Source organism: Streptomyces sp. NPDC059567, assembly GCF_042735655.1.
Lineage (GTDB): Bacteria > Actinomycetota > Actinomycetes > Streptomycetales > Streptomycetaceae > Streptomyces.
Window position 1 is genome coordinate 1 of the sequence record NZ_JBHWBS010000028.1, and the last position, 19,723, is coordinate 19,723.

The following is a 19,723-nucleotide window of genomic DNA, read 5'->3' on the forward strand; positions in this document are numbered from 1 at the left end:
CGGCGGCCCGGCGTCGCCCCCCACGGGGTCCGTTATCCACCGTGTGCGGCCCGCGGCGCAACCCCCCCCGAGTCGCGGGGCGCCCCTGCACGAGGGGCGCCCGTCTCGTCGGTCGGATGTCCGCCGGGCTCAGCTCAGGATGATCATCGAGCCCTGTCCGAGGCTCCGCGTCGCCGCAGCGTGCAGCCCGAGCCACACGTGGCGCTCGCGCGCGAACGGATTGTCGTCGTACGCGATGGCCCCCGCCGGCTCCTCGAGCGCGGTGGGACGCTCCGGCGGGAGCGGGGCGGCCGGCGGGTTCGCCGGGTCGATCCCGATCGCCGGGGCGACGAACTCCAGCTCCCGCAGCAGCCCGTGCGAGGACCCCAGCGGGCCGCCGCCCTCCAGCAGCTCGTCGTTGGAGAGCGGGGCCGGGAAGTCCACGGGGACGTACGCGCCGGCGTGGTCGTAGTGCCAGACCAGATGGGACTGCTGTGCGGTCGCCTCGAACATCTCGAGGAGCTGCTCGTAGTCACCGCCGAGCTCGTCGACCGGTTCGACGGCGAGACCGCACATCAGCAGCAGATAGGCGCGGCGGAGGAAGTGCAGGGCCTCGTAGTCGAATCCGGCGACGGGCGCCACGTCGCCCGAGAGCCCCGGCATGTAGGCGAAGACGGGAACGGTGGGCAGACCGGACGCGGTCAGGGCCTTGTCGTAGGCGGCGATCTCTTCGGCGAAGGGATTGTCGGGGCTGTGGCACAGCACGTCGACAAGAGGGACCAGCCACAGGTCACAGGCCAAGGGAGGCTCTCTCTCCGTCAGTTGCAGGGACGGCCAGGGTAGTCGGCGCGGTCCGTGCCGCACACCTGCTGGTGACCTGCCCTTCGACGCCCCCGCCGACACCCCCGGGCCGGCGTCACTCCGAGAGGCTGTCCAGGCGGTCCGCCCATGCCAGGGACTGGGTGTTGTACGCCTGGACGACCGCGACGGCCGCCTCGGCGTCGCCGAGCGTGAGCGCGTCGACGAGGTCGACGTGCCCGCTCCACAGCCAGCCGAGGACATCGCGGTCGGACCGCAGATACGGCACGGAGAACACCCATGCCTGGACCCGCAGCCGGTGCAGGAAGTCGGCGATGTAGTCGTTGTTGGAGACCAGCCTGGCCAGTTCGCGCCAGTAGCGGATGTCGTATCCGATGAGGATGTCCAGGTCGCCCGCGCGGGCCGCCCGCGCCGCCGCCTCGCCCCGGCGCCGTACGGATACGAGCGCGACCCCGCGGGAGACGTCGGGACCGGGCGGTTGGGTGACGGGGTCGTGGCGGCGGAAGATGCCGTCCACGACGAGCATCCGGGCCTCGACCATGCCGCGGTAGTCGTCGACCGTGAACTGGTGCACCCGGAAGCCGCGGTGCTGGTCGGAGTCGAGGAGCCCCTGCGCGGAGAGGTCGACGAGGGCTTCGCGCACGGGTGTCGCCGACACCTCGTACTGCTCGGCGATCTGCTTGACGGTGAATTCCTCGCCGGGCTGCAAACGCCCAGCGAGCACTTCGTCACGGAGCGCGTCCGCGATCTGCCGCCGCAGGGTGTTGCGGGTGACAGCTCCGCTCGCGGGCATCTTGGTCGGCCCCCTCCGTCCGGCTTCGGACACCCTAGACCAGACGGAGGGAAGGCTCCGTGACGCCGGTTACGCGACGTTTGCGCCACCGCGCGCGTGCCCGGTGGCGCGCATTACGCGGTGTGCTCGTCGGCCACGCTCAGCGCCGCGTCGAGGGCGGCGAGGCCCTCCTTGGCCTCGGCCTCCGAGACGTTGCAGGCGGGGACGGCGTGGGTGCGGTTCATGTTGATGAAGGGCCACAGGCCGTGCTTCTTGGCCTCCGCGCCGAACGCGGCCATGGGGGCGTTCGCCGCGCCCGTCGCGTTGTACGGGACGAGCGGCTCGCGCGTCTCCTTGTTCTTGACCAGGTCGAGCGCCCAGAACGTGCCCATGCCGCGGACCTCGCCGACGGACGGGTGGCGCTCGGCGAGCTCGCGCAGGCCGGGGCCGAGGACGGTCTCGCCGATGTGGGCGGAGTGCTCGACGACCTTCTCGTCCTCCATGACCTGGATGGTGGCGACGGCGGCGGCGCAGGCGAGCGGGTGACCGGAGTAGGTCAGTCCGCCCGGGTAGGGCCGCTTGTCGAAGGTCGCGGCGATCTCGGCGCTGATGGCGACGCCGCCGAGGGGCACGTAACCGGAGTTCACGCCCTTGGCGAAGGTCATCAGGTCGGGCACGACGTCGAAGTGCTCGGCGGCGAACCACCTGCCGGTGCGGCCGAAGCCGGCCATGACCTCGTCGAGGACGAAGACGATGCCGTACTTGTCGCAGATCTCGCGGACGCCCGCGAGGTAGCCGGGCGGCGGCGTCATGATGCCGGCGGTGCCGGGGACGGTCTCCAGGATGATCGCGGCGATGGTCGCCGGACCCTCGAAGGCGATGGTGTCCTCCAGGTGCGCGAGGGCACGCTCGCACTCCTGCTGCTCGTTCTCGGCGTAGAACGGCGAGCGGTAGAGGAACGGCGCCCAGAAGCGCACGACGCCGGCGGAGCCGGTGTCGGAGGCCCAGCGGCGCGGGTCGCCGGTGAGGTTGATCGCGGTGGAGGTGGCGCCGTGGTACGAGCGGAAGGCGGAGAGCACCTTGTGGCGGCCCGTGTGCAGACGGGCCATCCGTACGGCGTTCTCGACGGCCTCGGCGCCGCCGTTGGTGAAGAAGATCTTGTCCAGGTCGCCGGGGGTGCGCTCGGCGATGAGGCGTGCGGCCTCGGAGCGTACGTCGATGGCGAAGGCGGGCGCGAAGGTGGTGAGCTTCGCGGCCTGCTCCTGGATGGCGGCGACCACGCGGGGGTGCTGGTAGCCGATGTTGGTGTAGACGAGGCCGCTGGTGAAGTCGAGGTAGCGGTTGCCGTCGTAGTCCCAGAAGTACGAACCCTCGGCACCGGCGACGGCGAGCGGGTCGATCAGGCCCTGGGCGGACCAGGAGTGGAACACGTGCGCACGGTCGGCGGCCTTCACGGCCGCGCCGGCCTGGGGGTCGGGTTCGACATGAGGGGTCATATGCCCAGGGTAAGGACGCGCAGGTCGGAGCGGCCATGACCATCTTGTCCACCGAGACCGCGGGCGACGCGACACGTTGCCGCGCCCACTCCGCGCGGACGCGCCGGCCCCGTACCCCCTCCGGTGCCCGCCCTTCCTCAGCATTGACAGCATCCTGTCGACATGACAGCCTTCTGTCATACAAGGAACGGCACCGACACGAACGCTGGAGGCCCCGAAATGCCCCGCACCGTCCACCTCGCCGTATACGACACCCTCGCCGACTGGGAGACCGGCCACGCCACCGCCTGGCTCGCCCGCTCCGGCTTCACCGTCAAGACCGTCGGACTCGTCGCCGACAAGCCCGTCACCACCATCGGCGGCATGCGGATCGTCCCCGACCTCTCCCTCGAAGACCTCCGCCCGGAGGACAGCGCGCTGCTGGTCCTCCCCGGCGCCGATCTCTGGGACACGAGCGACGACCTCGCGCCCTTCGCGGCGGCGGCCCGCCGCTTCCTCGATGCCGGCGTCCCCGTCGCCGCGATCTGCGGCGCCACCGCCGGCCTGGCCCGCGAGGGCCTCCTCGACGACCGCGCGCACACCAGCGCCGTCTCGTTCTACCTGGCCGCGACCGGCTACAAGGGCGGCGAGCTGTACGTCGACGCCGACGCGGTCACGGACAAAGGCGTCGACGGCCTCGGCGACCTGATCACCGCGGGACCGACCGAGCCGGTCGCCTTCGCCCGCGAGGTGCTCGGGAACATGGGCGCCTTCGACGGCACCAGGCTGGACGCCTGGTACCGCCTCTTCCACGACTCCGACCCGGCGGCGTACGAAGAGCTGAACGCGGACGAAGAGGCATCGTGAGCCGGGAGCAGCAGGACGCCCTCGCCCGCACCGCGCTGAGCGTCTTCCGGCTCAACGGCCAGTTCCTCGCCGCCTCGGAGGAACTGGCCCGCCCCGTCGGCCTCACCGCCGCCTGGTGGCAGGTCCTCGGCGCCGCACTCCGCACCCCGCAGCCCGTCGCGGGCATCGCCCGCACCATGGGCATCACCCGCCAGAGCGTCCAGCGGATCGCGGACCTCCTGGTGGAGCGGGGGCTCGCGGTGTACGAGCCCAATCCGGCGCACCGGCGCGCCAAGCTCCTGTCGCCGACCCCGGAAGGGCTGGCGGCCGTCGAACGGCTCGACCCCGGCCACGCCGACCTCGCGGCCCGACTCGCCGACGCCCTCGGCGGCCAGGCCGAGTTCGACGAGACCGTACGGGTCCTGGAGCGGCTCTCCAGGGCGCTGGAGGCGGTCACCGAGGCGGATCCTGCTCCCCCGGTCGGTACATGGCCCCCGTCACGTACTCCATCGCCCGAGTGAAGACGGGGTCCGTCATCCGGCGGCCCATCTCCTCCTCGTCGACGTCCTCGATGTGGGTCTGGATCCACCAGAGATTCCCGAACGGATCGCGGACCCGGCCGACCTTGTCGCCGAAGAAGAGGTGGGTCACCTCCGTGACGGACGTGCCGCCCGCCTCGACGGCCTGCCGGTGCGTGGCCTCCGCGTCCTCCACGTACAGCCGGATGAACGCGGGGGTCGCCTCCCAGCCCGGCGGGCTGTCGAAGGCCATCAGCCGGCCGTTCCCGATCCTGAGCTCGGCGTGCCCGATCTTCCCGTCGTCCATGACGACCCGGCCCAGGTCCTCGGCCCCGAAGGCGCGCTCCAGGTAGTCGATGAGCCCGGCGGTGTCGTGGCCGATGATCCAGGGGGTGACGGTGGTGTACCCCTCGGGGATCGGCTGGACCTGACGCTGATCCTGCTTGTTCTCGCTCATGCCCCGAAGGTAGGCGGCAATGAGGCCGGATCCTGTCCTAGTTCGCCAGCATTTCGGTGACCGCGCTGCGCAGAAGCAGCGGATGCACGAACCTCCCCGGCCCGGTCGGCGGAAACCGCCAGGCCAGCGGCCAGGTCCGCCCCGTCAACGCCGGTACGGGTACGTAACTCACATGGGCGGGCCCGGCATTGAGCCGGGTCACACCACGCGGCCAGGTCCGCCGTGCGGTCGTCCCGGCCGGAACCAGGAAGTAGACGCCCCGCCGGCCGTTCGCCTCGGTGACGACCGGGCCGGGATCGCCGCCCGTGAGCTCTTCCATCCAGTCGGCGAGCCGACGGCCGTCCCCGCCGTCGACACGGACGGCGTCGAATTGCACGCCGGCCTTACGGAGTTGGAATCCGGAAACTGGAATCCAATCCATGTTTGCCTGTCGATTCTCTGCATTCACGAGGACATGTTCCCGCGTCGAAGCTAGCGTTTTCCACGACTGAGGAGGGCGCGTCGGCAACCCCTTGACCTGCGCCAACGCACCTTACAGTCAGTCGAATTCGGCGGGGAGCAGTTGAGACCGGTTGAGATCGGTTGAGTCCGGATGGGGACGGTAATGGCGCGTGCGGAGAACAAGGAAACGGCAGGTCCGGCGGCGCGGATGGCGGCCGCGGTGGCGAAGAGATTGCGGTTGAAGAAAGGATGGACACAGGAGCAGTCGGGGGCGCGAATGGGTTACACCGGCGCGGCCATCAGCGCCATGGAGTGCCTTTCGCAACCGGTGAGCGACGAGATGCTGGTGAAGCTGGAGGAGGTACTGGGAGACGGCACGGGCATCTTCGAGGAGATGCGGGAGCTGGTGCGGCTGGAGAAGCTGCCGGAGCAGTTCAGGGGCTATGCGCCGATCGAGCAGAAGGCGGTGAGCCTGTGTCTGTACGCGAGCCATGTCGTGCACGGGCTCTTCCAGACGGAGACGTACGCGCGGGCGCTGATCGCGGGTGGGTATCCGGAGCCGACGCCGGAGCGGGTGGAAGAACTGGTGGTCGGGCGTATGGCGCGCAAGGCGCTCTTAGACCGCAAGCCGCCGTGCGAGATCGAGCTGGTGCTGGACGAGTCGGTGCTACGACGGCCGATCGGGAGCGAGGAGATCACGCGCGAGCAGCTCGCGCACCTCGTGGAGTGCGCGCGGAGGAGAAATGTGAACCTTCAGGTCCTGCCGCTGAACGCGGGCCTGGGCGGCGAGTACGCAGGTGCCCGGGGCGAGTTGAACCTGGTCGAGACCCCGGCCCACGACCGTGTGACGTTCCTGGAGATCCAGGGCGAGAGCCTGCTGATCACCGAGCGGGCAAAGGTCAGTACGCACATGCAGCGGTATGCGAAGATCCGGGCACAGGCCCTGGACCCGCGCGGGTCGCTGGGCCTCATCGAGCAGTTGGCAGGAGAACTGAGATGAGCGAGACCCTGCGCTGGTTCAAGTCCAGCTACAGCGACGATGGCGGCGGCAACTGCGTCGAAGTGGCCTTCGACTGGCACAAGTCGTCCTACAGCGACAGCGGCGGCGGCGACTGCGTCGAGGTCGCCACCTGCCCCCACTCCGTCCACCTCCGTGACTCCAAGGTGCCCGACGGGCCCAGCTTCGCCGTCGCTCCGGCCTCCTGGTCCGCGTTCCGGCCCCCGTGCCCGGACTGCCGCCGGCCCGGATGTGTCGGGGCCCTGTCGGGCACCCGTCCGGGACGCGTCCCGGACGGGAACGGCCTTGAGCGGTCGCTCGGCGGGCGACAAGAGTTGCGCTCTGTCAGGGCCTCGGCATCCACCGGGGCCCCACTCGCGACAGAGGAGCCTTCATGCGCATCCGTATGCTCGCAGCGGCGGGAGTCCTCGCCGGCGCCGCGCTGACCGCGACCACCGTGGTCCCCGCCCAGGCGACCCCCGCACCGGCACCGGCCCAGGCGTCCGCCGGGTGGGCGATGTCGATCGGCGGGCCCATCAGGTCCTGTGACGCGGCGAGTTGCCGCGTGGTCTACCAGACGTCGTACGGCGAGGACGTCTACTGGACGACCAGCAGGATCAACTCGGCGGGCAACCGCTGGTACAAGGTGACGTCCCCGGCGTCCGGCTGGATCTACTGCGGGAACATCAGCGCCCCCTGCTGACGGCAGCACCATGACCTGACATGACAACGATTCCCGGGGCCCTGTCGGGCGTCCCGGGAATCGTTGTCATGCGCGTACGGAACTCAGCAGTACAGGTTCGCGCCGGTCGGCACGCCGAGGATCTGCGTGAACTGCTGGTACTTGCTCACGCGGCTCTGGACCTGCGCCGGGTTCTTGCCGTCGCACTCCAGCGCGCCGTTGATCGAGCGGATCGTCTGGCCGAAGCCCGCGCCGTTGACCATGGCGTTGTGGCCGGTCATCGTGCCGGGGCCGTTCTGGGTGTTCCAGTACCAGAGGCCGGTCTTCCAGGCGATGGGCGCCTCGCGCTCGACGCGGTAGGGGTTGTTGAGCAGGTCGATGCCGAGGGCGTCACCCGCGGCCTTGTAGTTGAAGTTCCAGGAGAGCTGGATGGGGCCGCGGCCGTAGTAGGCGGCCTGGCCGGCGGGGCAGCCGTAGGGCTGGCTGCTGTCGCAGTAGTGGGGGTAGTTGGCGGTGTTCTGCTCGACGATGTGGACCAGCCCGCCGGTCTCGTGGCTGACGTTGGCGAGGAAGGCGGCGGCCTCCTGCTTCTTCACCGTGTCGTTGCCGGTGTTGGCGAAGCCGGGGTAGGCGCTGAGGGCGGCCGTGAGACCGCTGTACGTGTAGAAGGAGTTCCGACTCGGGAACATCTGGTTGAACTGGGCCTCGGAGACGACGAACCCGGAGGGGTTCGGGTCCGTACCGCCGCCGCCACCGCAGGCGCCCTCGTCGCGCCAGACGTCGGACGAGCCGGGGCGTTCGTTCTGGGTCCACCACTTGGCGTACCAGTTGTGGCCGTTGTACGAGGCGGTCATGCCGCCGGTGTACACGCTGCCGGAGTTCCAGGCGGCCACGCAGGCGGGCGCCGCGCCCGCGCTGGATGCCGGGATGAACACGGCCAGTCCGACGGCCGTACAGAGTGCGGACAGGAGAATGAGCAGACGTCGCTTCATGCGCTCGCCCTTCCGTGGGGGAAGGCCAGCGAATCGTCTTTGGTCTGGACCTGTCAAGGTCTAGACCATCACTTGTGACAAACGGTGGTCGAACCACTCGGCGACCGGCTCAATGGTTGAGCACGCGCTCCAACAAGCTTGTGAGCAGCTCGCGTTCGAGCCTCGACAGCGGCTCCATCAGCTCGTCCTGCACTCCGGCGAACACCTCGTCCAGGCGCTCCAGGTGGCTACTTCCCTGCTCGGTCAGGGTGATGACGTTGCGTCGGCGGTCCTCGGGGTCGGGGGTGCGCTCGACGTGCCCGCGCTCGGCGAGTTCGTTGATGACGGCGACGAGATCGCTGCGGTAGATGCCGGTGCGGCGACTCAGGCCGGCCTGGCTGGTCGGGCCGTACTCGTCGAGGGAGGCGAGCACCGCGTAGTGCCATTTGCGGGCGTCCTCCCCCGCGAGCCCCTCGCTGATCAGGCGGTCCGCGCGGGCGGCGGTCAGGGCCAGCAGGCGGCTGGGCAGACCGCGGAGGCGGGCCGGGGTCTGGCGCTCATCCATCTCGGAGGCGTCGCCTCCGCTGTCCGTCGTCATGGCCGCAGATTACCCCTTGCGTTAGTGGCCCGAACGATGTAGCTTCGTTAGTGTCATAAACGTTAGGGCAGTAAACGTTAGAGGGGTGAACGGATCATGGCGACGATCGATGTCCTCGACTCGACGATGCACTACGGGGAGTCGAGGGCGGCCCCCCTCGTCTTCGGCCCGGCCGGCCACCAGGCCCCGGAGGACCGCCCGAAGGAGATCGCAGCCGCGATCACGGACTGGGCGGACCGCCATGGGCTGGGGCTGTAGCGCCCAAGGCTCCCGCGGCACGGGGGCTGACCGCGGGAGCGGCACGGTGACGGGCAGCGGGAGCGGCACGGGGGCTGACCGCGGCGGCGGCACGGCGGCCGACCGCGGGACCGGCACGGTGGCTGACCGTGGGAACGGCACGGTGACGGGCCGCGGGGGCGGCACGGGGGCTGACCGCGGGAGCGGCGCCGTGGCTGAGCGCAAGGCCGGCGCGGTCGTCGGCCGCGGGACCGACAGCGAGGCCGGCGCCGTGGCCGGCCGCGGGGGCGGCCGCGGGGGCGGTCGGTCCCGGGCCGGGTTGCGGGTGCTCTGCGCCGCGTGTCGGTCGCGGCGGCGCCCCCGTGCCTCAGATCATCAGGATCATGCGGCCCGGCCGGTGCCCCGCCTCCGCCCTGCGGTGAGCCTCCGCGACCTCCTCCAGCGGCATGACGTCGGCCACCCGGGTGATGATCTCCCGAGCCGCCACCTTCTCCAGGGTCTCCTTCAGTCGTGCGGCGTCCGGCTTCCCACGGACGGTCTCGACGCGGATGTTCCGTTCGGGGGCCGGCGTCCGGTTGGCGGCGAGCGCGACGAACACGCCGCCGTCCTTCACCACCGGGAGAACCGGAGCAGCGTGGAGCGCCCCGTCGAAGACCGCGTCGACCCCCTCCGGGACGAAGTCCAGCACCTTCCGGACCACGTCCTCGGGTGTGCCGCGGGTGACGCTGTGCTCCGCGCCGAGGACCTTCAGTTCGTGCTCGTCGCCCTCGTGGGCGACGGCCACCACCCGCAGTCCGGCCGCCGCGGCGTACTGCAGCGCGAGGCGGCCGACCACCCCGCTCGCGCCGGTCACGACCAGCGTCGACCCTGCCGGGAGCCCGAGCCGGTCGAGGCTCTGCTGGGCGGTGGCAGAGGCGAGCGGGATGGAGGCGGCCACCGTGTAGTCCACGTCGTCCGGGATGGGGGCCACCCACTCCGGGGCGACCCGTACGACCTCGGCGTACGTGCCCTCGCCCGTCAGCTCCTGCCACCAGGGCACGAACCCGGCCACGCGGGTCCCGGCCGCCATGCCCGGCACCGGATCGAGGAGCTTGCCCGCGAAGTCCGTCCCGAGGACGAACGGGGGCTTGAGGTCGCCGACCTCGTCGGCGTACACGCCGGCGCGGATCCGCAGATCCGCCTGGTTCACACCGGCCGCCTTCAGGCGCACCCGTACGCGCCCCGGGACGTCTCCGGCCTCGGGCTCGGGCCGGCGGGCCATCCTCAGGACCTCAGGGCCACCGTAGGCGGTCACTTCGACGACACGCATGGGGTTCCTCTCCGACGGGCCCCCTCGTGGCCATTACACCCACGGTCCTCACCCCCGGCAACACATGCTCCGCCAACCCGTGCCGCCCCGCGACCGCCGCTGAACGAAGGGAGAACTCCACATGGCGGGATGCGACCTCCCCCACGGAACCGCACGCGCGTCCGTACCGTCTCGGTCGTGGACTGGGTCACCGCTGAGAACGTCATCGCCGTGGTCACCGCGCTCCTCGGTGTCCTCGTCTCCGCCGGCGTGGTCGCGTACGAGCGCTTCCTCCAGCGGGGGCGACGGCTCGGCTACCGCGTGCAGCTCAACACCCCGCTGCGCGACGCGGGCGAGACCGCCGGTGACCTCACCCTGTGGGACGGCGACATCGGCGATTCCAACGGGTCCACGCTCGTGCTGCTCCGGATCGAGAACGACGGCCTGCGGGACATCACCCACGGCGACTACACCCAGGGGGACGACACCGGAGGACTGAAGGTCACCTTCGGCGACCGGCTCGTGCGGGCCGTCGTCGCGACGATCCCCCGCGCGTTCGAGCCGGTGAAGATCGACATGGCCGCGGGTCTCGGGCTGCGGAAGCACGAGAACTCCGTCCTGATACCGAAGGTGTCGCTCGAACGGAAGCAGTACTTCAAGCTGCTCGTCCTGCTCTCCGGCAGCGTGCTCGAAGGCGCGATCCGGCTCAACGGCTTCCATGAGACGGTCGAGGTCCACCACAACAAGAGCATGAGTGTCGACGACCGCAGACCGACGTTCAGCCCCGCCGCCCGGAACATCACCCTCGTCCTCGCCGCCTGCGTGCTCGCCCTCGCCACGATCATCGTCCGCAGCGACACCCCGCCCCCGATCGGCTGCGCCCGGGGCACGCTGCGGGTCACCGGATCGACCGCGTTCGCCCCGGTGGTGCGGGAGCTGGCCAAGAAGTACGAGAAGGACTGCGAGGGCGCCACGGTCGTGGTGGACGCGCACGGTTCGACGGCCGGCATCAGGGAGTTGGCGACGGTCGGCGCCGAGAGCGGCAACAAGGGCTCCCCGGCCGTCATCGCCCTCTCCGACGGGCGCAAGCCCGGCGGCTATCCGCAGCTGCGCGAAAGCATGGTCGCCGTCTCCCTGTTCACGCTCGTCCTGAACGACGCGATACCGGTCACCAACCTCACCCTCGACGAGGTCCGCCGGCTGTACCACGGCGAGATCACCAACTGGAACCAGATCCCCGGCGGGCCGAACCGTCCGGTCCTACTGGTCAGCCGGGGCGCCAACTCCGGTACGCGGGAGGTATTCCAGCGCCGCGTCCTCGGCCGCAACGAGCCCGCGAACTCCTCGCTCGACTGTATGACCAAGGATGACCCGGAGGCTCCGGTCGTACGCTGCGAACTCGACACCACCGACCAGGTCCTGTCGACCGTCGCCAAGCTCCCGGGCGCCATCGGCTACACCGAACTGCGCTCCGGCACCGGGCTGAAGGGCCTGCACCGGGTGTCGATCGACGGGCGCGTGCCGAACGTCGACGAGATCGGCGAGTCGACGTACCCGTACCGGGAGATCGAATACGCCTACACCTGGGGACAGCCGCCGGCCGACTCGCTGACCTCCAGTTTCCTCACCTACCTGAGCCGGGGCGGCGGCCAGGACATCATCCGCGTCCACGGCCACCTGCCGTGCGCTACACCCAAGGGCCTGCGGATCTGCGGTGAAGGGTGACAACGGGGGGAGAACTGGTGGGACCGGTCTGGCATCCTCTTTCGACGTGGAGCCATTGAACGCGGAAGACCCGGTCAGCATCGGCCCGTTCCGCCTGCTCGGCCGACTGGGCGTGGGCGGGATGGGACGGGTGTTCCTGGCGCGTTCGGCCGGCGGCCGGACGGTCGCGGTGAAGGTCGTGCACGCCGAGTTGGCGGCGCAGGAGGAGTTCCGGCGCCGGTTCGCCCGTGAGGTGGCCGCCCTGGAGCGGGTCGGCGGCACGGGCACGACCCCCGTCCTCGGTTCGGACACGTCAGCCGAAGCCCCCTGGGTGGCCATCGGCTACGTACCGGGGCCGTCGCTGCGGACCGTGGTGGGCGACGAGTTCGGGCCGCTGCCGTCCGCGACCGTACGGGCGCTGGCGTCCGGGCTCGCGCGGGCGCTCACCCATGTGCACACCGCCGGACTCGTCCACCGCGATCTGAAGCCCTCGAACGTGCTGCTCACCGTCGACGGCCCGCAGATCATCGACTTCGGCATCGCCCGCGCCGTCGACACGATCACCGACGGCGGACTGACCAGCACCGGAGCGGTGGTCGGCTCGCCCGGCTTCATGTCCCCGGAGCAGGTACGCGGCGAGAAGCTGACGCCGGCCTCGGACATCTTCTGCCTCGGCTCGGTTCTCGTGTACGCGGCGACCGGCCACTCCCCGTTCGGTACGGCGGACAGCGGCGTCCACGCCACCATGTTCCGCATCGCCCACGACGAGCCCGATCTGACCGACCTCGCGCCGGAACTCGCCGGCGTGGTGCGGGCCTGCCTGGCCAAGGACCCGGCGGCCCGGCCCTCGGCCACCGAGCTGGTGGAGACGATCACGGTCGCCGACCCGTGGCTGCCGGCGGAGGTGCTGGCCCGCCTCGGCCGCCACGCCGCGCGGGTCCTGGAGGCCGAGGCGGAGTCGACCGCCACCGACGGCACCCCGGCAAGCCCCGACGACCCCACACCTCCGCCGGCCCCGAAGCCGCCCAAGCGGCGGCGCACCGGCCTGATCGCCGCCGCCACGGCCCTCGTCGTCGCCGCGGCGGCCACGCTCACCTATGTCTTCTGGCCGGACCCGGACAAGGGCATGGACGAGCAGAAGAACCAGGCGCGCGGCAAGACCGGTGATGTGTCCGCCCGCCCGGCGGGGATCGTGCCCGCGGCGTTCCTCGGTGCCTGGGAGGGCGTCCAGCGCGGCTCGGCCGACCACCCCAGGGCGACCATGCGGATCGAGATCGGCCAGGGTGCCGCGGGCGCCAAGACCGCCGTCTACGTCCAGGTGAACGAGGAGCAGCTGTGCATGGGGCGCTCCCGGCTCGTCTCCGCCGACGAGGACAAGGTGGTCCTCGGCGAGTCCGACGTCACCACGAGCGTCCCCGCCCAGCGCTGCACGCCCGCCGCCCACCAGACCCTCACGCTGCGCTCCCCCGAGGTCCTGGAGTGGACCTCGGGAGCCGCGAAGACCACCTTCCGCAAGGCCAAGACCGGCACGAACATCGTGCCGACGCAGTTGATCGGCCGGTGGAAGATGGAGAACGACCCGCTGATCTTCGGCGAGAACGTCGACCGCTACAGCGACGAGGTGACCATCACCCAGGGCCCCGTCGGCTCCACCGTCTTCCGTCGTGTGCACGTCTACCCGCGCACCGACGACGAGGGCAACCCGACCCCCGACTCGGTCGCCTGCACCTTCACGGCGATCCTCGCCGGCTCCGGAACGCCCCTGATCATCGGCCCGGGAACCTCGGACCCGGACGCCTCCGACCGCGACTGCGAGCGGGCCGACATCTCCGGCTATCTGTCGGTCGTCCCGTTCAAGGGACGGGAGAGGCTGCTGGTCTTCCCGATGCTGGACGGGGAGCCTGGCGAGTACTACCGCCCCTAGGGGCCGGCCGCGCCGCCGTGTCCCGTGGGGCAGGGGCCGGCCGCGCCGCCGTGCGCGATCCGGGCCGTCTGCAGCGGGGTCACGGTGGCCCAGGTGTTCGTTTCCGGACTGTATGCCTCCACCGTGGCGAGAGGGGGGTTGACGGGGTCGTTGCCGCCGAAGACGTAGACGCACGTCCCCCGCAGCCCCCGCCCCTCGGCGCACGGCGCGGTGGCGGCCGCGGTGGCGGTGCGGGCGGTCGGCATGTCCGGCAGGGTCAGCCAGGTGTTGGTCTCCGTGCTGTACGCCTCCGCCGTTGCCAGGGCCGGGCCGCTGATGGTCGTTCCCCCGACGGCGTACACACAGTCCCCTCGCACCCCTTCGGGGCAGGGAGCGGTCGAGGAGGCGACCGAAATGCGAGGTGTCTTCATCTGCGGCAGTGTGGCCCACGCGTTGGTGCTGGGGCTGTACGCCTCGAACGGGGCGATGCCTTGGTTCCCGGCTCTGCCGATGGCGTAGACGCAGGTGTCGAGCAGACCCTCCGGGCAGTGCGCCGCCGTGGACGGGAAGGCGGTGCGGGCGGTCGGCATCGACGGCACCGACACCCACACGCCTTGCGCGGTCGCGGACCCGGCCGCCATCGCCAGCAGCGGGGCGAGTGCCAGCACCGCCAGCCGCCGCCGGCCCCGGCTGGGTCACAGGGTCCCATCGTCAGTGGCGCGCTGACCAGGACGTTCCCGGTCGGCCCTAGAGCAGCGCGATCACGCGCTCGACCGCCGCGACGAGCGGGGCGCCGATCGCGCCCGCCGCGCCGGCGATCTCCGCGATCCGGTCCAGTGCCCGACGCCGCTCCTCCGGCTCGGCGGCCGGACCGGCGGCGATGGCCGGCAGGGTGGCGTCGAGGGACTGCGCCGTACCCGCGGGCACGTTGCCGCGCAACTCCACGAGCAGGCGGAGCAGCTCCTGGACGGCGGCCTCCATGGCGGGAGACACGGCCTGGGCGCCGACCGTGCCCGACTGGTGGTTCACCATGCCGGTGTTGTTCGTCCCGTCGTGCATGTTGACGGTGTTGCCGTAGAAGTAGTTGTCGCCGCTCATCCGTTGGACATCCCCACGTTGCCATTGCCGCCGTACATGTTCACGGCGTTGCCGAAGTAGTAGTTGCTGGGGTTGCTGATCGTCAGCCGCTCCACGCGCACGCTGAGTTCCGTGTCCGGGTTCTCTATGGCGTACGCGACCTGGTGAACGAGCTGGTTCAGATGGTCGGGGCGCCCGGTGACCAGGGCGGTCGACTGCCCGTTCGACTCAACGGCCATCACGAAGTGGGAAGACGCGGTCACCACCGTGAGCATGTCCACGAGGAAGTAGATCAGTCCGCCCACACTGATCACCCAGACGAACTGGAGGGTACCGCCGAACGCCCCCTCCTCCCGGGAGAGGAACGAAGCGATACCGCCGAACAGGGTGAACGCCATCGCCATCAGGAGCGTGATCGCCGTGCGCTTCAGAAAGTGCAGCACGGCTTCCTTGCGGCGGGGATGGAGCACGAACGTGTAGACGCGAGCGACGTTCTGGAGCGGATAGACCGCCCCGCCCACCCACAACAGCCGCCTCGTCACGGTCAGATCGAGGGAGCCCGGAAGCCCGGCCGCCGAGGCCGGAGGGGGTCCCGGCGGACGCTGCGGAACCGGCGAACTCGACGACGAAGGCGGACCCTTCGGCGGCTCCGGCACCGTCGACCGCTGGGGTTCCGGTGGCTGCTGAGGCGTCGGTGACTCTGTCGCTTCCATGATTCCCCCTGAGATGAAACGGCATCGGAGCGGAGCCACATTAGGCACTCGAAGTACTCCGCCACACAAGGCGACTTCAGGCCTCACGCAGCCCGTTTCGGGGCACGGCCTGCACCCAAACCCCTCGCTGCGGCCCGCGCGTAGTCCTGGACGAGCTGTCGGGTGTCGTCCGCGCGCCAGGCCAGGGCGAAGCGGCTCGGGGACAGCCCGTCGACAGGCAGGACGACGACCCCGCCCCGGGTGAGCAGCGGCGCGTTGCCCGCGGCCACCAGGCAGACGCCGAGGCCGTCGACGAGCGCCTCGTACGTCTCGTCCGTGCTGGCGATCTCCCCGCCGATCACCGCGGGCCGGCCCTCGCGCGCGTCCAGCGCCAGCCAGTGGTCCCGCAGTTCGGGTGTGGTGGCGGGCAGCGCGAGGAACGGTTCGTCGAGGAGCTCGGCGAAGTCGACGCGCTCGCGCCCGGCGAGCGGATGCGTCTCGGACAGGGCGACCAGGCGGGGTTCGGTGGCGACGACGACCCAGCGGTAGCGCTCGGCATCGGCCAGGGGCAGCCAGACGAAGGCGACGTCGCTCGTGCCGTCGGCGAGTCCGGCCGTCGGGTCCTCCCAGCCCACCTGTCGCAGCTTCAGCCGGATCTCCGGGTGGGCCTCGGTGAAGCGGGAGCGGATCGCCGGCAGCAGCCCGCCGCGGCCGGGGCTGGTGGACATCCCGACGACGAGCGTGGCCTGCTCGTCGGCGCGGGCCCGTCGCACGGCCTCGTCCGCCTCCGCCCAGGCGGCGAGCACGGCACGGGCGTGGGGCAGCAGCGCCGTACCGACGGGGGTGAGGCGGACGCCGTGCCGGTCGCGGTCGAAGAGCGGGGCCCCGAGCTGCCGCTCCAGCGCCCTGATCTGCTTGCTGAGCGCGGGCTGGGAGACGTACAGCTTCTCGGCGGCGCGGGTGAAGTGCAGCTCCTCGGCGACGGCGACGAAGTACCGCAGGTCCCGCCCGTGCACGTCCATGGTCATAACCATGGGTTATCACGACAGGTCTTGGACCGGCAACGACCGTGTGGCACAGGCTGGTTGTGTCACCGATACGAGGGAGAGCGGTCCGCATGAGCAAGGTCTGGCTGATCACGGGTGCCAACGGCGGTTTCGGACGCGCCTTCGCCGAGGCGGCGGTCGCGGCCGGCGACGTGGTCGTCGCCGCGGCCCGCCGGGTGGCGTCCCTGGACGAGCTGGTCGCGGCCCACCCGGACCAGGTCGACGCGGTCGCGCTCGACGTCACCGAGACGGCGGCGATCGACCGGGTCGTGGGCGAGGTCGCCGAGCGCCACGGCCGCATCGACGTGCTGGTGAACAACGCGGGCCGCACGCACGTCGGTTCGGTCGAGGAGACCGGCGACGCGGAGTTCCGCTCGCTCTTCGACGTGCACGTCTTCGGCCCCGCCGCGCTGACCCGCGCGGTCCTGCCCCATATGCGGGCCCGCCGCTCGGGCGCGATCGTGCAGCTCAGCAGCGTGGGCGGGCAGATGTCGATGGCCGGCTTCGGCGCGTACAGCGCGACGAAGTTCGCGCTGGAGGGGATGTCGGAGGCGCTGGCCGACGAGGTCCGCCCGCTGGGCATCGACGTCCTGATCGTGGAGCCGGGCGCCTTCCGCACGAGCCTCTTCGGCAACCGCAGCGTGAGCGCGGACGGCATCGCCGACTACGCGGACACGGTGGGGGCGACCCGCACGTACGTGGAGACGAGCGGCGGCACGCAGCCGGGGGACCCGGCGAAGGCGGCGGCGGCGGTGCTGGCGGCGCTGAACGCGGAGGAGACGCCGCTGAGGCTGGCGCTGGGCGACGACTCGATCGACACGATCCTGGGGCACCTGGACCAGGTCCGGGGAGACCTGACCACGTGGGAGAAGCTGGGCCGGGACACGAAGCTGGACGCCTAGGCAAGGCCGAGGGCCCGCACCCCGGGGTACGGGGTGCGGGCCCTCGGGCATGTTCCTGCCGGTCCTAGAGGAACGAGTTGATCTCGATCGTTTCCGTGCGGCCCGGGCCCACGCCGATCGCCGAGATCGGCGCGCCCGACATCTCCTCCAGCGCCTTCACGTACGCCTGCGCGTTCTTCGGCAGGTCGGCGAAGGTCTTCGCCTTGGTGATGTCCTCGGACCAGCCCGGCAGCATCTCGTAGATCGGCTTCGCGTGGTGGAAGTCGGTCTGCGAGTACGGCAGCTCCTCGACGCGCTTGCCGTCGATCTCGTACGCGACACAGACCGGGATCTGCTCCCAGCCCGTCAGCACGTCGAGCTTGGTGAGGAAGAAGTCCGTCAGGCCGTTGACCCGGGTCGCGTACCGCGCGATGACCGCGTCGAACCAGCCGCAGCGACGGTCACGGCCGGTGGTGACACCGCGCTCGCCGCCGATGCGGCGCAGCGCCTCGCCGTCCTCGTCGAACAGCTCCGTCGGGAACGGGCCGGCGCCGACACGGGTCGTGTACGCCTTGAGGATGCCGATGACCCGGCTGATCTTCGTCGGGCCCACGCCGGCACCGGTGCAGGCGCCGCCCGCGGTCGGGTTCGAGGAGGTGACGAAGGGGTACGTGCCGTGGTCGACGTCCAGGAGCGTGCCCTGGCCGCCCTCGAAGAGCACGACCTTGTCCTCGTCCAGCGCGTTGTTGAGGATCAGGGTGGTGTCCGCGACGAACGGCTTGATCTGCTCCGCGTACTGGAGCATCTCCTCGACGATCTGCGCGGCGTCGATCGCGCGGCGGTTGTACAGCTTGGCGAGCAGCTGGTTCTTGCCCTCCAGCGCCGCCTCGACCTTCTGGGTGAGGATCGACTCGTCGTACAGGTCCTGGACCCGGATACCGACGCGGTTGATCTTGTCGGCGTAGGTCGGGCCGATGCCGCGACCCGTGGTGCCGATCTTGCGCTTCCCGAGGAACCGTTCCGTCACCTTGTCGAGGGTGACGTTGTACGGCGTGATCAGATGCGCGTTGCCGCTGATCAGGAGCTTGGACGTGTCAACGCCGCGCTCGTTCAGTCCGCTCAGCTCGGAGAGCAGGACCGCCGGGTCGACGACGACACCGTTTCCGATCACCGGGGTGCACCCCGGGGAGAGGATTCCGGAAGGGAGAAGATGCAGCGCGTACTTCTGGTCGCCGACGACGACGGTGTGGCCGGCGTTGTTGCCGCCCTGGTAACGCACTACATAGTCAACGGATCCACCGAGGAGGTCGGTGGCCTTTCCCTTGCCCTCGTCACCCCACTGAGCACCGAGCAGCACAAGTGCGGGCACAGGCGTACACCCCTTCCGGGCGGGGCATGTCCAAGGTCAGGGGGCCTAATGCCGCCTCACCGGTGTGCCCCGGAATAGACGAAGCCCCTGGCGCAATAGCGCAAGGGGCTCTTGCACAAAGATGCTACCCGAGGAAGGACCGAGGTGTCGGCTCACGACCAGCTGCTGGTGGTCATCGACCCGGTCGCCCGCCGAAGTGACGGCGAGTCCGTACGGATCGCGAAAGATGTGTTGTGTGCGGGAGCGGAGACGAAGATCTGTCTTCCGGACAGCCCGGAGGAATTCTTCCGGGCCCTTGCCCGGCGGGGGTCCCGCCGCCCTGTGGTGGTCGGCGATGACCGCATGCTGCTACGGACGGTGACGGTGCTGCACCGTGAGCGTGAGCTCGCGGACGCGGCGCTCGCCCTGGTCCCGATCGGCGCGCCGGGCTCGCTGGAAGTCGCGTACGCGCTCGGCGTGCCGCAGAGCGCGGTGACGGCGGCGCGGGCGGTGCTCGACGGGGCCGTACGCCGCCTGGACCTGCTGGTCGACGACAGCGACGGGGTCGTGCTCGGCGATCTGAGCATCCCGGCCACGGCGGGGCGGGCGGCCGGCGATGCCGCGCCCTCCGTCTGGGACGCCTGCCGCTCCCTGGTCCGGCCGGCCCCGTCACAGCTCGCGGTGCGCACGCACCGCCTCCGGGTGGAGGCGGACGGCGTCCTGCTCAGCGATGTGAACGCGCCCGTGGAAGGGGTCAGCGTCCACTCCGTGGCCGGAGTGGCCGACATCACCATCCAGCCGCCGTCCGCGCCCCCCATCCACACCGGCGCCCGCACCCTCACCGTCTCGGGCCCGGACTTCCGCTACCGCGCGGACACGGTGGTGTCGGGACCGGTGCGCAGACGGACGTGGACGGTGCGCGAAGGGGCGTGGGGGCTGACGCTGCCGAAGACCTGAGGCGTCGCGCCGCGGGTCGGCCGCGTCTCTCAGCA

The 19,723-nt window shown here is 70.8% G+C and carries 22 protein-coding genes and 1 pseudogene; 10 read left to right on the top strand and 13 right to left on the bottom strand.

Annotation, left to right across the window (positions count from 1 at the left end; translation table 11 throughout):
- Window positions 1-129: 129 nt before the first annotated feature.
- From ACFVZW_RS15300 to ACFVZW_RS15310, 3 genes are all read right to left on the bottom strand, one after another.
- Window positions 130-780: a hypothetical protein gene (locus ACFVZW_RS15300; RefSeq protein WP_384521147.1), complete on the bottom strand. Its 651-nt coding sequence runs from the start codon at window positions 778-780 to the stop codon at window positions 130-132.
- A gap of 115 nt (window positions 781-895) precedes the next feature.
- Window positions 896-1,591, bottom strand: coding sequence for a GntR family transcriptional regulator (locus ACFVZW_RS15305; RefSeq protein WP_384521150.1), 696 nt, complete (start codon window positions 1,589-1,591; stop codon window positions 896-898).
- A gap of 113 nt (window positions 1,592-1,704) precedes the next feature.
- On the bottom strand, window positions 1,705-3,066 hold the full coding sequence (locus tag ACFVZW_RS15310; protein ID WP_384521152.1) for an aspartate aminotransferase family protein: 1,362 nt from the start codon (window positions 3,064-3,066) through the stop codon (window positions 1,705-1,707).
- Between the two features lie 219 nt (window positions 3,067-3,285).
- On the opposite strand from ACFVZW_RS15310, the gene ACFVZW_RS15315 reads away from it, so the two are divergent.
- Together ACFVZW_RS15315 and ACFVZW_RS15320 are read left to right on the top strand one after the other, a co-directional pair.
- Complete coding sequence (locus ACFVZW_RS15315) at window positions 3,286-3,912, top strand: DJ-1/PfpI family protein (RefSeq protein WP_384521155.1); 627 nt, start codon at window positions 3,286-3,288, stop codon at window positions 3,910-3,912.
- Complete coding sequence (locus ACFVZW_RS15320) at window positions 3,909-4,412, top strand: MarR family winged helix-turn-helix transcriptional regulator (RefSeq protein ID WP_384521158.1); 504 nt, start codon at window positions 3,909-3,911, stop codon at window positions 4,410-4,412. Before ACFVZW_RS15315 ends, ACFVZW_RS15320 begins: the two co-directional genes overlap by 4 nt.
- Here the strand turns inward: ACFVZW_RS15320 and ACFVZW_RS15325 are convergent.
- Together ACFVZW_RS15325 and ACFVZW_RS15330 are read right to left on the bottom strand one after the other, a co-directional pair.
- On the bottom strand, window positions 4,345-4,866 hold the full coding sequence (locus ACFVZW_RS15325) for a VOC family protein (protein ID WP_384521160.1): 522 nt from the start codon (window positions 4,864-4,866) through the stop codon (window positions 4,345-4,347). The genes ACFVZW_RS15320 and ACFVZW_RS15325 overlap by 68 nt on opposite strands.
- Window positions 4,867-4,903: 37 nt before the next feature.
- Entirely contained in the window at window positions 4,904-5,287 is a 384-nt protein-coding gene (locus ACFVZW_RS15330; protein WP_384521163.1) for a hypothetical protein, read from the bottom strand.
- A gap of 183 nt (window positions 5,288-5,470) precedes the next feature.
- On the opposite strand from ACFVZW_RS15330, the gene ACFVZW_RS15335 reads away from it, so the two are divergent.
- The 3 genes and pseudogenes from ACFVZW_RS15335 to ACFVZW_RS15345 all read left to right on the top strand — a co-directional run bounded on the left by ACFVZW_RS15335 (window position 5,471) and on the right by ACFVZW_RS15345 (window position 7,007).
- Window positions 5,471-6,307 (top strand): helix-turn-helix transcriptional regulator, encoded by an 837-nt coding sequence (locus ACFVZW_RS15335; protein ID WP_384521166.1) that lies wholly within the window; start codon window positions 5,471-5,473, stop codon window positions 6,305-6,307.
- Window positions 6,304-6,522, top strand: a pseudogene (locus tag ACFVZW_RS15340) (DUF397 domain-containing protein); the annotation flags it as partial. The gene ACFVZW_RS15335 and the pseudogene ACFVZW_RS15340, both read left to right, overlap by 4 nt.
- Window positions 6,523-6,698: 176 nt before the next feature.
- Entirely contained in the window at window positions 6,699-7,007 is a 309-nt protein-coding gene (locus tag ACFVZW_RS15345; protein WP_384521168.1) for a hypothetical protein, read from the top strand.
- A gap of 83 nt (window positions 7,008-7,090) precedes the next feature.
- On the opposite strand, the gene ACFVZW_RS15350 is transcribed toward ACFVZW_RS15345, so the two are convergent.
- Together ACFVZW_RS15350 and ACFVZW_RS15355 are read right to left on the bottom strand one after the other, a co-directional pair.
- Window positions 7,091-7,978: a glycoside hydrolase family 19 protein gene (locus ACFVZW_RS15350; RefSeq protein ID WP_384521170.1), complete on the bottom strand. Its 888-nt coding sequence runs from the start codon at window positions 7,976-7,978 to the stop codon at window positions 7,091-7,093.
- A 109-nt stretch (window positions 7,979-8,087) separates the two neighbouring features.
- Window positions 8,088-8,555, bottom strand: coding sequence for a MarR family winged helix-turn-helix transcriptional regulator (locus ACFVZW_RS15355; protein ID WP_384521173.1), 468 nt, complete (start codon window positions 8,553-8,555; stop codon window positions 8,088-8,090).
- 96 nt (window positions 8,556-8,651) lie between these two features.
- Here ACFVZW_RS15355 and ACFVZW_RS15360 point away from each other — a divergent pair, with 96 nt between their 5' ends.
- Window positions 8,652-8,813: a hypothetical protein gene (locus tag ACFVZW_RS15360; protein WP_384521176.1), complete on the top strand. Its 162-nt coding sequence runs from the start codon at window positions 8,652-8,654 to the stop codon at window positions 8,811-8,813.
- A gap of 346 nt (window positions 8,814-9,159) precedes the next feature.
- Here ACFVZW_RS15360 and ACFVZW_RS15365 read toward each other — a convergent pair whose 3' ends face one another.
- On the bottom strand, window positions 9,160-10,101 hold the full coding sequence (locus tag ACFVZW_RS15365; protein WP_384521179.1) for an NADP-dependent oxidoreductase: 942 nt from the start codon (window positions 10,099-10,101) through the stop codon (window positions 9,160-9,162).
- Between the two features lie 177 nt (window positions 10,102-10,278).
- On the opposite strand from ACFVZW_RS15365, the gene ACFVZW_RS15370 reads away from it, so the two are divergent.
- A complete protein-coding gene (locus tag ACFVZW_RS15370; protein WP_384521183.1) occupies window positions 10,279-11,805 on the top strand; it encodes a substrate-binding domain-containing protein in 1,527 nt (508 codons plus the stop codon).
- A 46-nt stretch (window positions 11,806-11,851) separates the two neighbouring features.
- Window positions 11,852-13,708 (top strand): serine/threonine-protein kinase, encoded by a 1,857-nt coding sequence (locus ACFVZW_RS15375; RefSeq protein WP_384521185.1) that lies wholly within the window; start codon window positions 11,852-11,854, stop codon window positions 13,706-13,708.
- Here the strand turns inward: ACFVZW_RS15375 and ACFVZW_RS15380 are convergent.
- The 4 genes from ACFVZW_RS15380 to ACFVZW_RS15395 all read right to left on the bottom strand — a co-directional run bounded on the left by ACFVZW_RS15380 (window position 13,705) and on the right by ACFVZW_RS15395 (window position 16,484).
- Window positions 13,705-14,355 carry a Kelch repeat-containing protein gene (locus ACFVZW_RS15380; protein ID WP_384521188.1) on the bottom strand — a complete coding sequence of 217 codons (651 nt, stop codon included), beginning with the start codon at window positions 14,353-14,355 and terminating at the stop codon, window positions 13,705-13,707. The genes ACFVZW_RS15375 and ACFVZW_RS15380 overlap by 4 nt on opposite strands.
- Window positions 14,356-14,434: 79 nt before the next feature.
- Window positions 14,435-14,785: a hypothetical protein gene (locus ACFVZW_RS15385; RefSeq protein WP_384521191.1), complete on the bottom strand. Its 351-nt coding sequence runs from the start codon at window positions 14,783-14,785 to the stop codon at window positions 14,435-14,437.
- Window positions 14,782-15,306: a DUF6232 family protein gene (locus ACFVZW_RS15390; protein ID WP_384521194.1), complete on the bottom strand. Its 525-nt coding sequence runs from the start codon at window positions 15,304-15,306 to the stop codon at window positions 14,782-14,784. The genes ACFVZW_RS15385 and ACFVZW_RS15390 overlap by 4 nt, the downstream gene beginning before the upstream one ends.
- A gap of 254 nt (window positions 15,307-15,560) precedes the next feature.
- On the bottom strand, window positions 15,561-16,484 hold the full coding sequence (locus ACFVZW_RS15395) for a LysR family transcriptional regulator (RefSeq protein WP_384521196.1): 924 nt from the start codon (window positions 16,482-16,484) through the stop codon (window positions 15,561-15,563).
- A gap of 89 nt (window positions 16,485-16,573) precedes the next feature.
- On the opposite strand from ACFVZW_RS15395, the gene ACFVZW_RS15400 reads away from it, so the two are divergent.
- A complete protein-coding gene (locus ACFVZW_RS15400) occupies window positions 16,574-17,404 on the top strand; it encodes an oxidoreductase (RefSeq protein ID WP_384521199.1) in 831 nt (276 codons plus the stop codon).
- Window positions 17,405-17,468: 64 nt separating this feature from the next.
- Here the strand turns inward: ACFVZW_RS15400 and ACFVZW_RS15405 are convergent, their stop codons facing one another.
- Entirely contained in the window at window positions 17,469-18,752 is a 1,284-nt protein-coding gene (locus ACFVZW_RS15405; RefSeq protein WP_362363217.1) for an adenylosuccinate synthase, read from the bottom strand.
- A 144-nt stretch (window positions 18,753-18,896) separates the two neighbouring features.
- Here ACFVZW_RS15405 and ACFVZW_RS15410 point away from each other — a divergent pair, with 144 nt between their 5' ends.
- Window positions 18,897-19,688, top strand: coding sequence for a diacylglycerol kinase (locus ACFVZW_RS15410; protein ID WP_384521202.1), 792 nt, complete (start codon window positions 18,897-18,899; stop codon window positions 19,686-19,688).
- Window positions 19,689-19,723 lie beyond the last annotated feature (35 nt).

Excerpts from the sequence above, each read along its gene's own strand:
- ACFVZW_RS15355 (WP_384521173.1), bottom strand. The coding sequence starts at position 8,555 with ATGACGACGGACAGCGGAGGCGACGCCTCCGAGATGGATGAGCGCCAG.
- ACFVZW_RS15315 (WP_384521155.1), top strand. The coding sequence starts at position 3,286 with ATGCCCCGCACCGTCCACCTCGCCGTATACGACACCCTCGCCGACTGG.
- ACFVZW_RS15395 (WP_384521196.1), bottom strand. The coding sequence starts at position 16,484 with ATGACCATGGACGTGCACGGGCGGGACCTGCGGTACTTCGTCGCCGTC.
- ACFVZW_RS15305 (WP_384521150.1), bottom strand. The coding sequence starts at position 1,591 with ATGCCCGCGAGCGGAGCTGTCACCCGCAACACCCTGCGGCGGCAGATC.
- ACFVZW_RS15335 (WP_384521166.1), top strand. The coding sequence starts at position 5,471 with ATGGCGCGTGCGGAGAACAAGGAAACGGCAGGTCCGGCGGCGCGGATG.
- ACFVZW_RS15365 (WP_384521179.1), bottom strand. The coding sequence starts at position 10,101 with ATGCGTGTCGTCGAAGTGACCGCCTACGGTGGCCCTGAGGTCCTGAGG.
- ACFVZW_RS15350 (WP_384521170.1), bottom strand. The coding sequence starts at position 7,978 with ATGAAGCGACGTCTGCTCATTCTCCTGTCCGCACTCTGTACGGCCGTC.
- ACFVZW_RS15325 (WP_384521160.1), bottom strand. The coding sequence starts at position 4,866 with ATGAGCGAGAACAAGCAGGATCAGCGTCAGGTCCAGCCGATCCCCGAG.
- ACFVZW_RS15345 (WP_384521168.1), top strand. The coding sequence starts at position 6,699 with ATGCGCATCCGTATGCTCGCAGCGGCGGGAGTCCTCGCCGGCGCCGCG.
- ACFVZW_RS15360 (WP_384521176.1), top strand. The coding sequence starts at position 8,652 with ATGGCGACGATCGATGTCCTCGACTCGACGATGCACTACGGGGAGTCG.
- ACFVZW_RS15385 (WP_384521191.1), bottom strand. The coding sequence starts at position 14,785 with ATGAGCGGCGACAACTACTTCTACGGCAACACCGTCAACATGCACGAC.
- ACFVZW_RS15330 (WP_384521163.1), bottom strand. The coding sequence starts at position 5,287 with ATGGATTGGATTCCAGTTTCCGGATTCCAACTCCGTAAGGCCGGCGTG.
- ACFVZW_RS15400 (WP_384521199.1), top strand. The coding sequence starts at position 16,574 with ATGAGCAAGGTCTGGCTGATCACGGGTGCCAACGGCGGTTTCGGACGC.
- ACFVZW_RS15310 (WP_384521152.1), bottom strand. The coding sequence starts at position 3,066 with ATGACCCCTCATGTCGAACCCGACCCCCAGGCCGGCGCGGCCGTGAAG.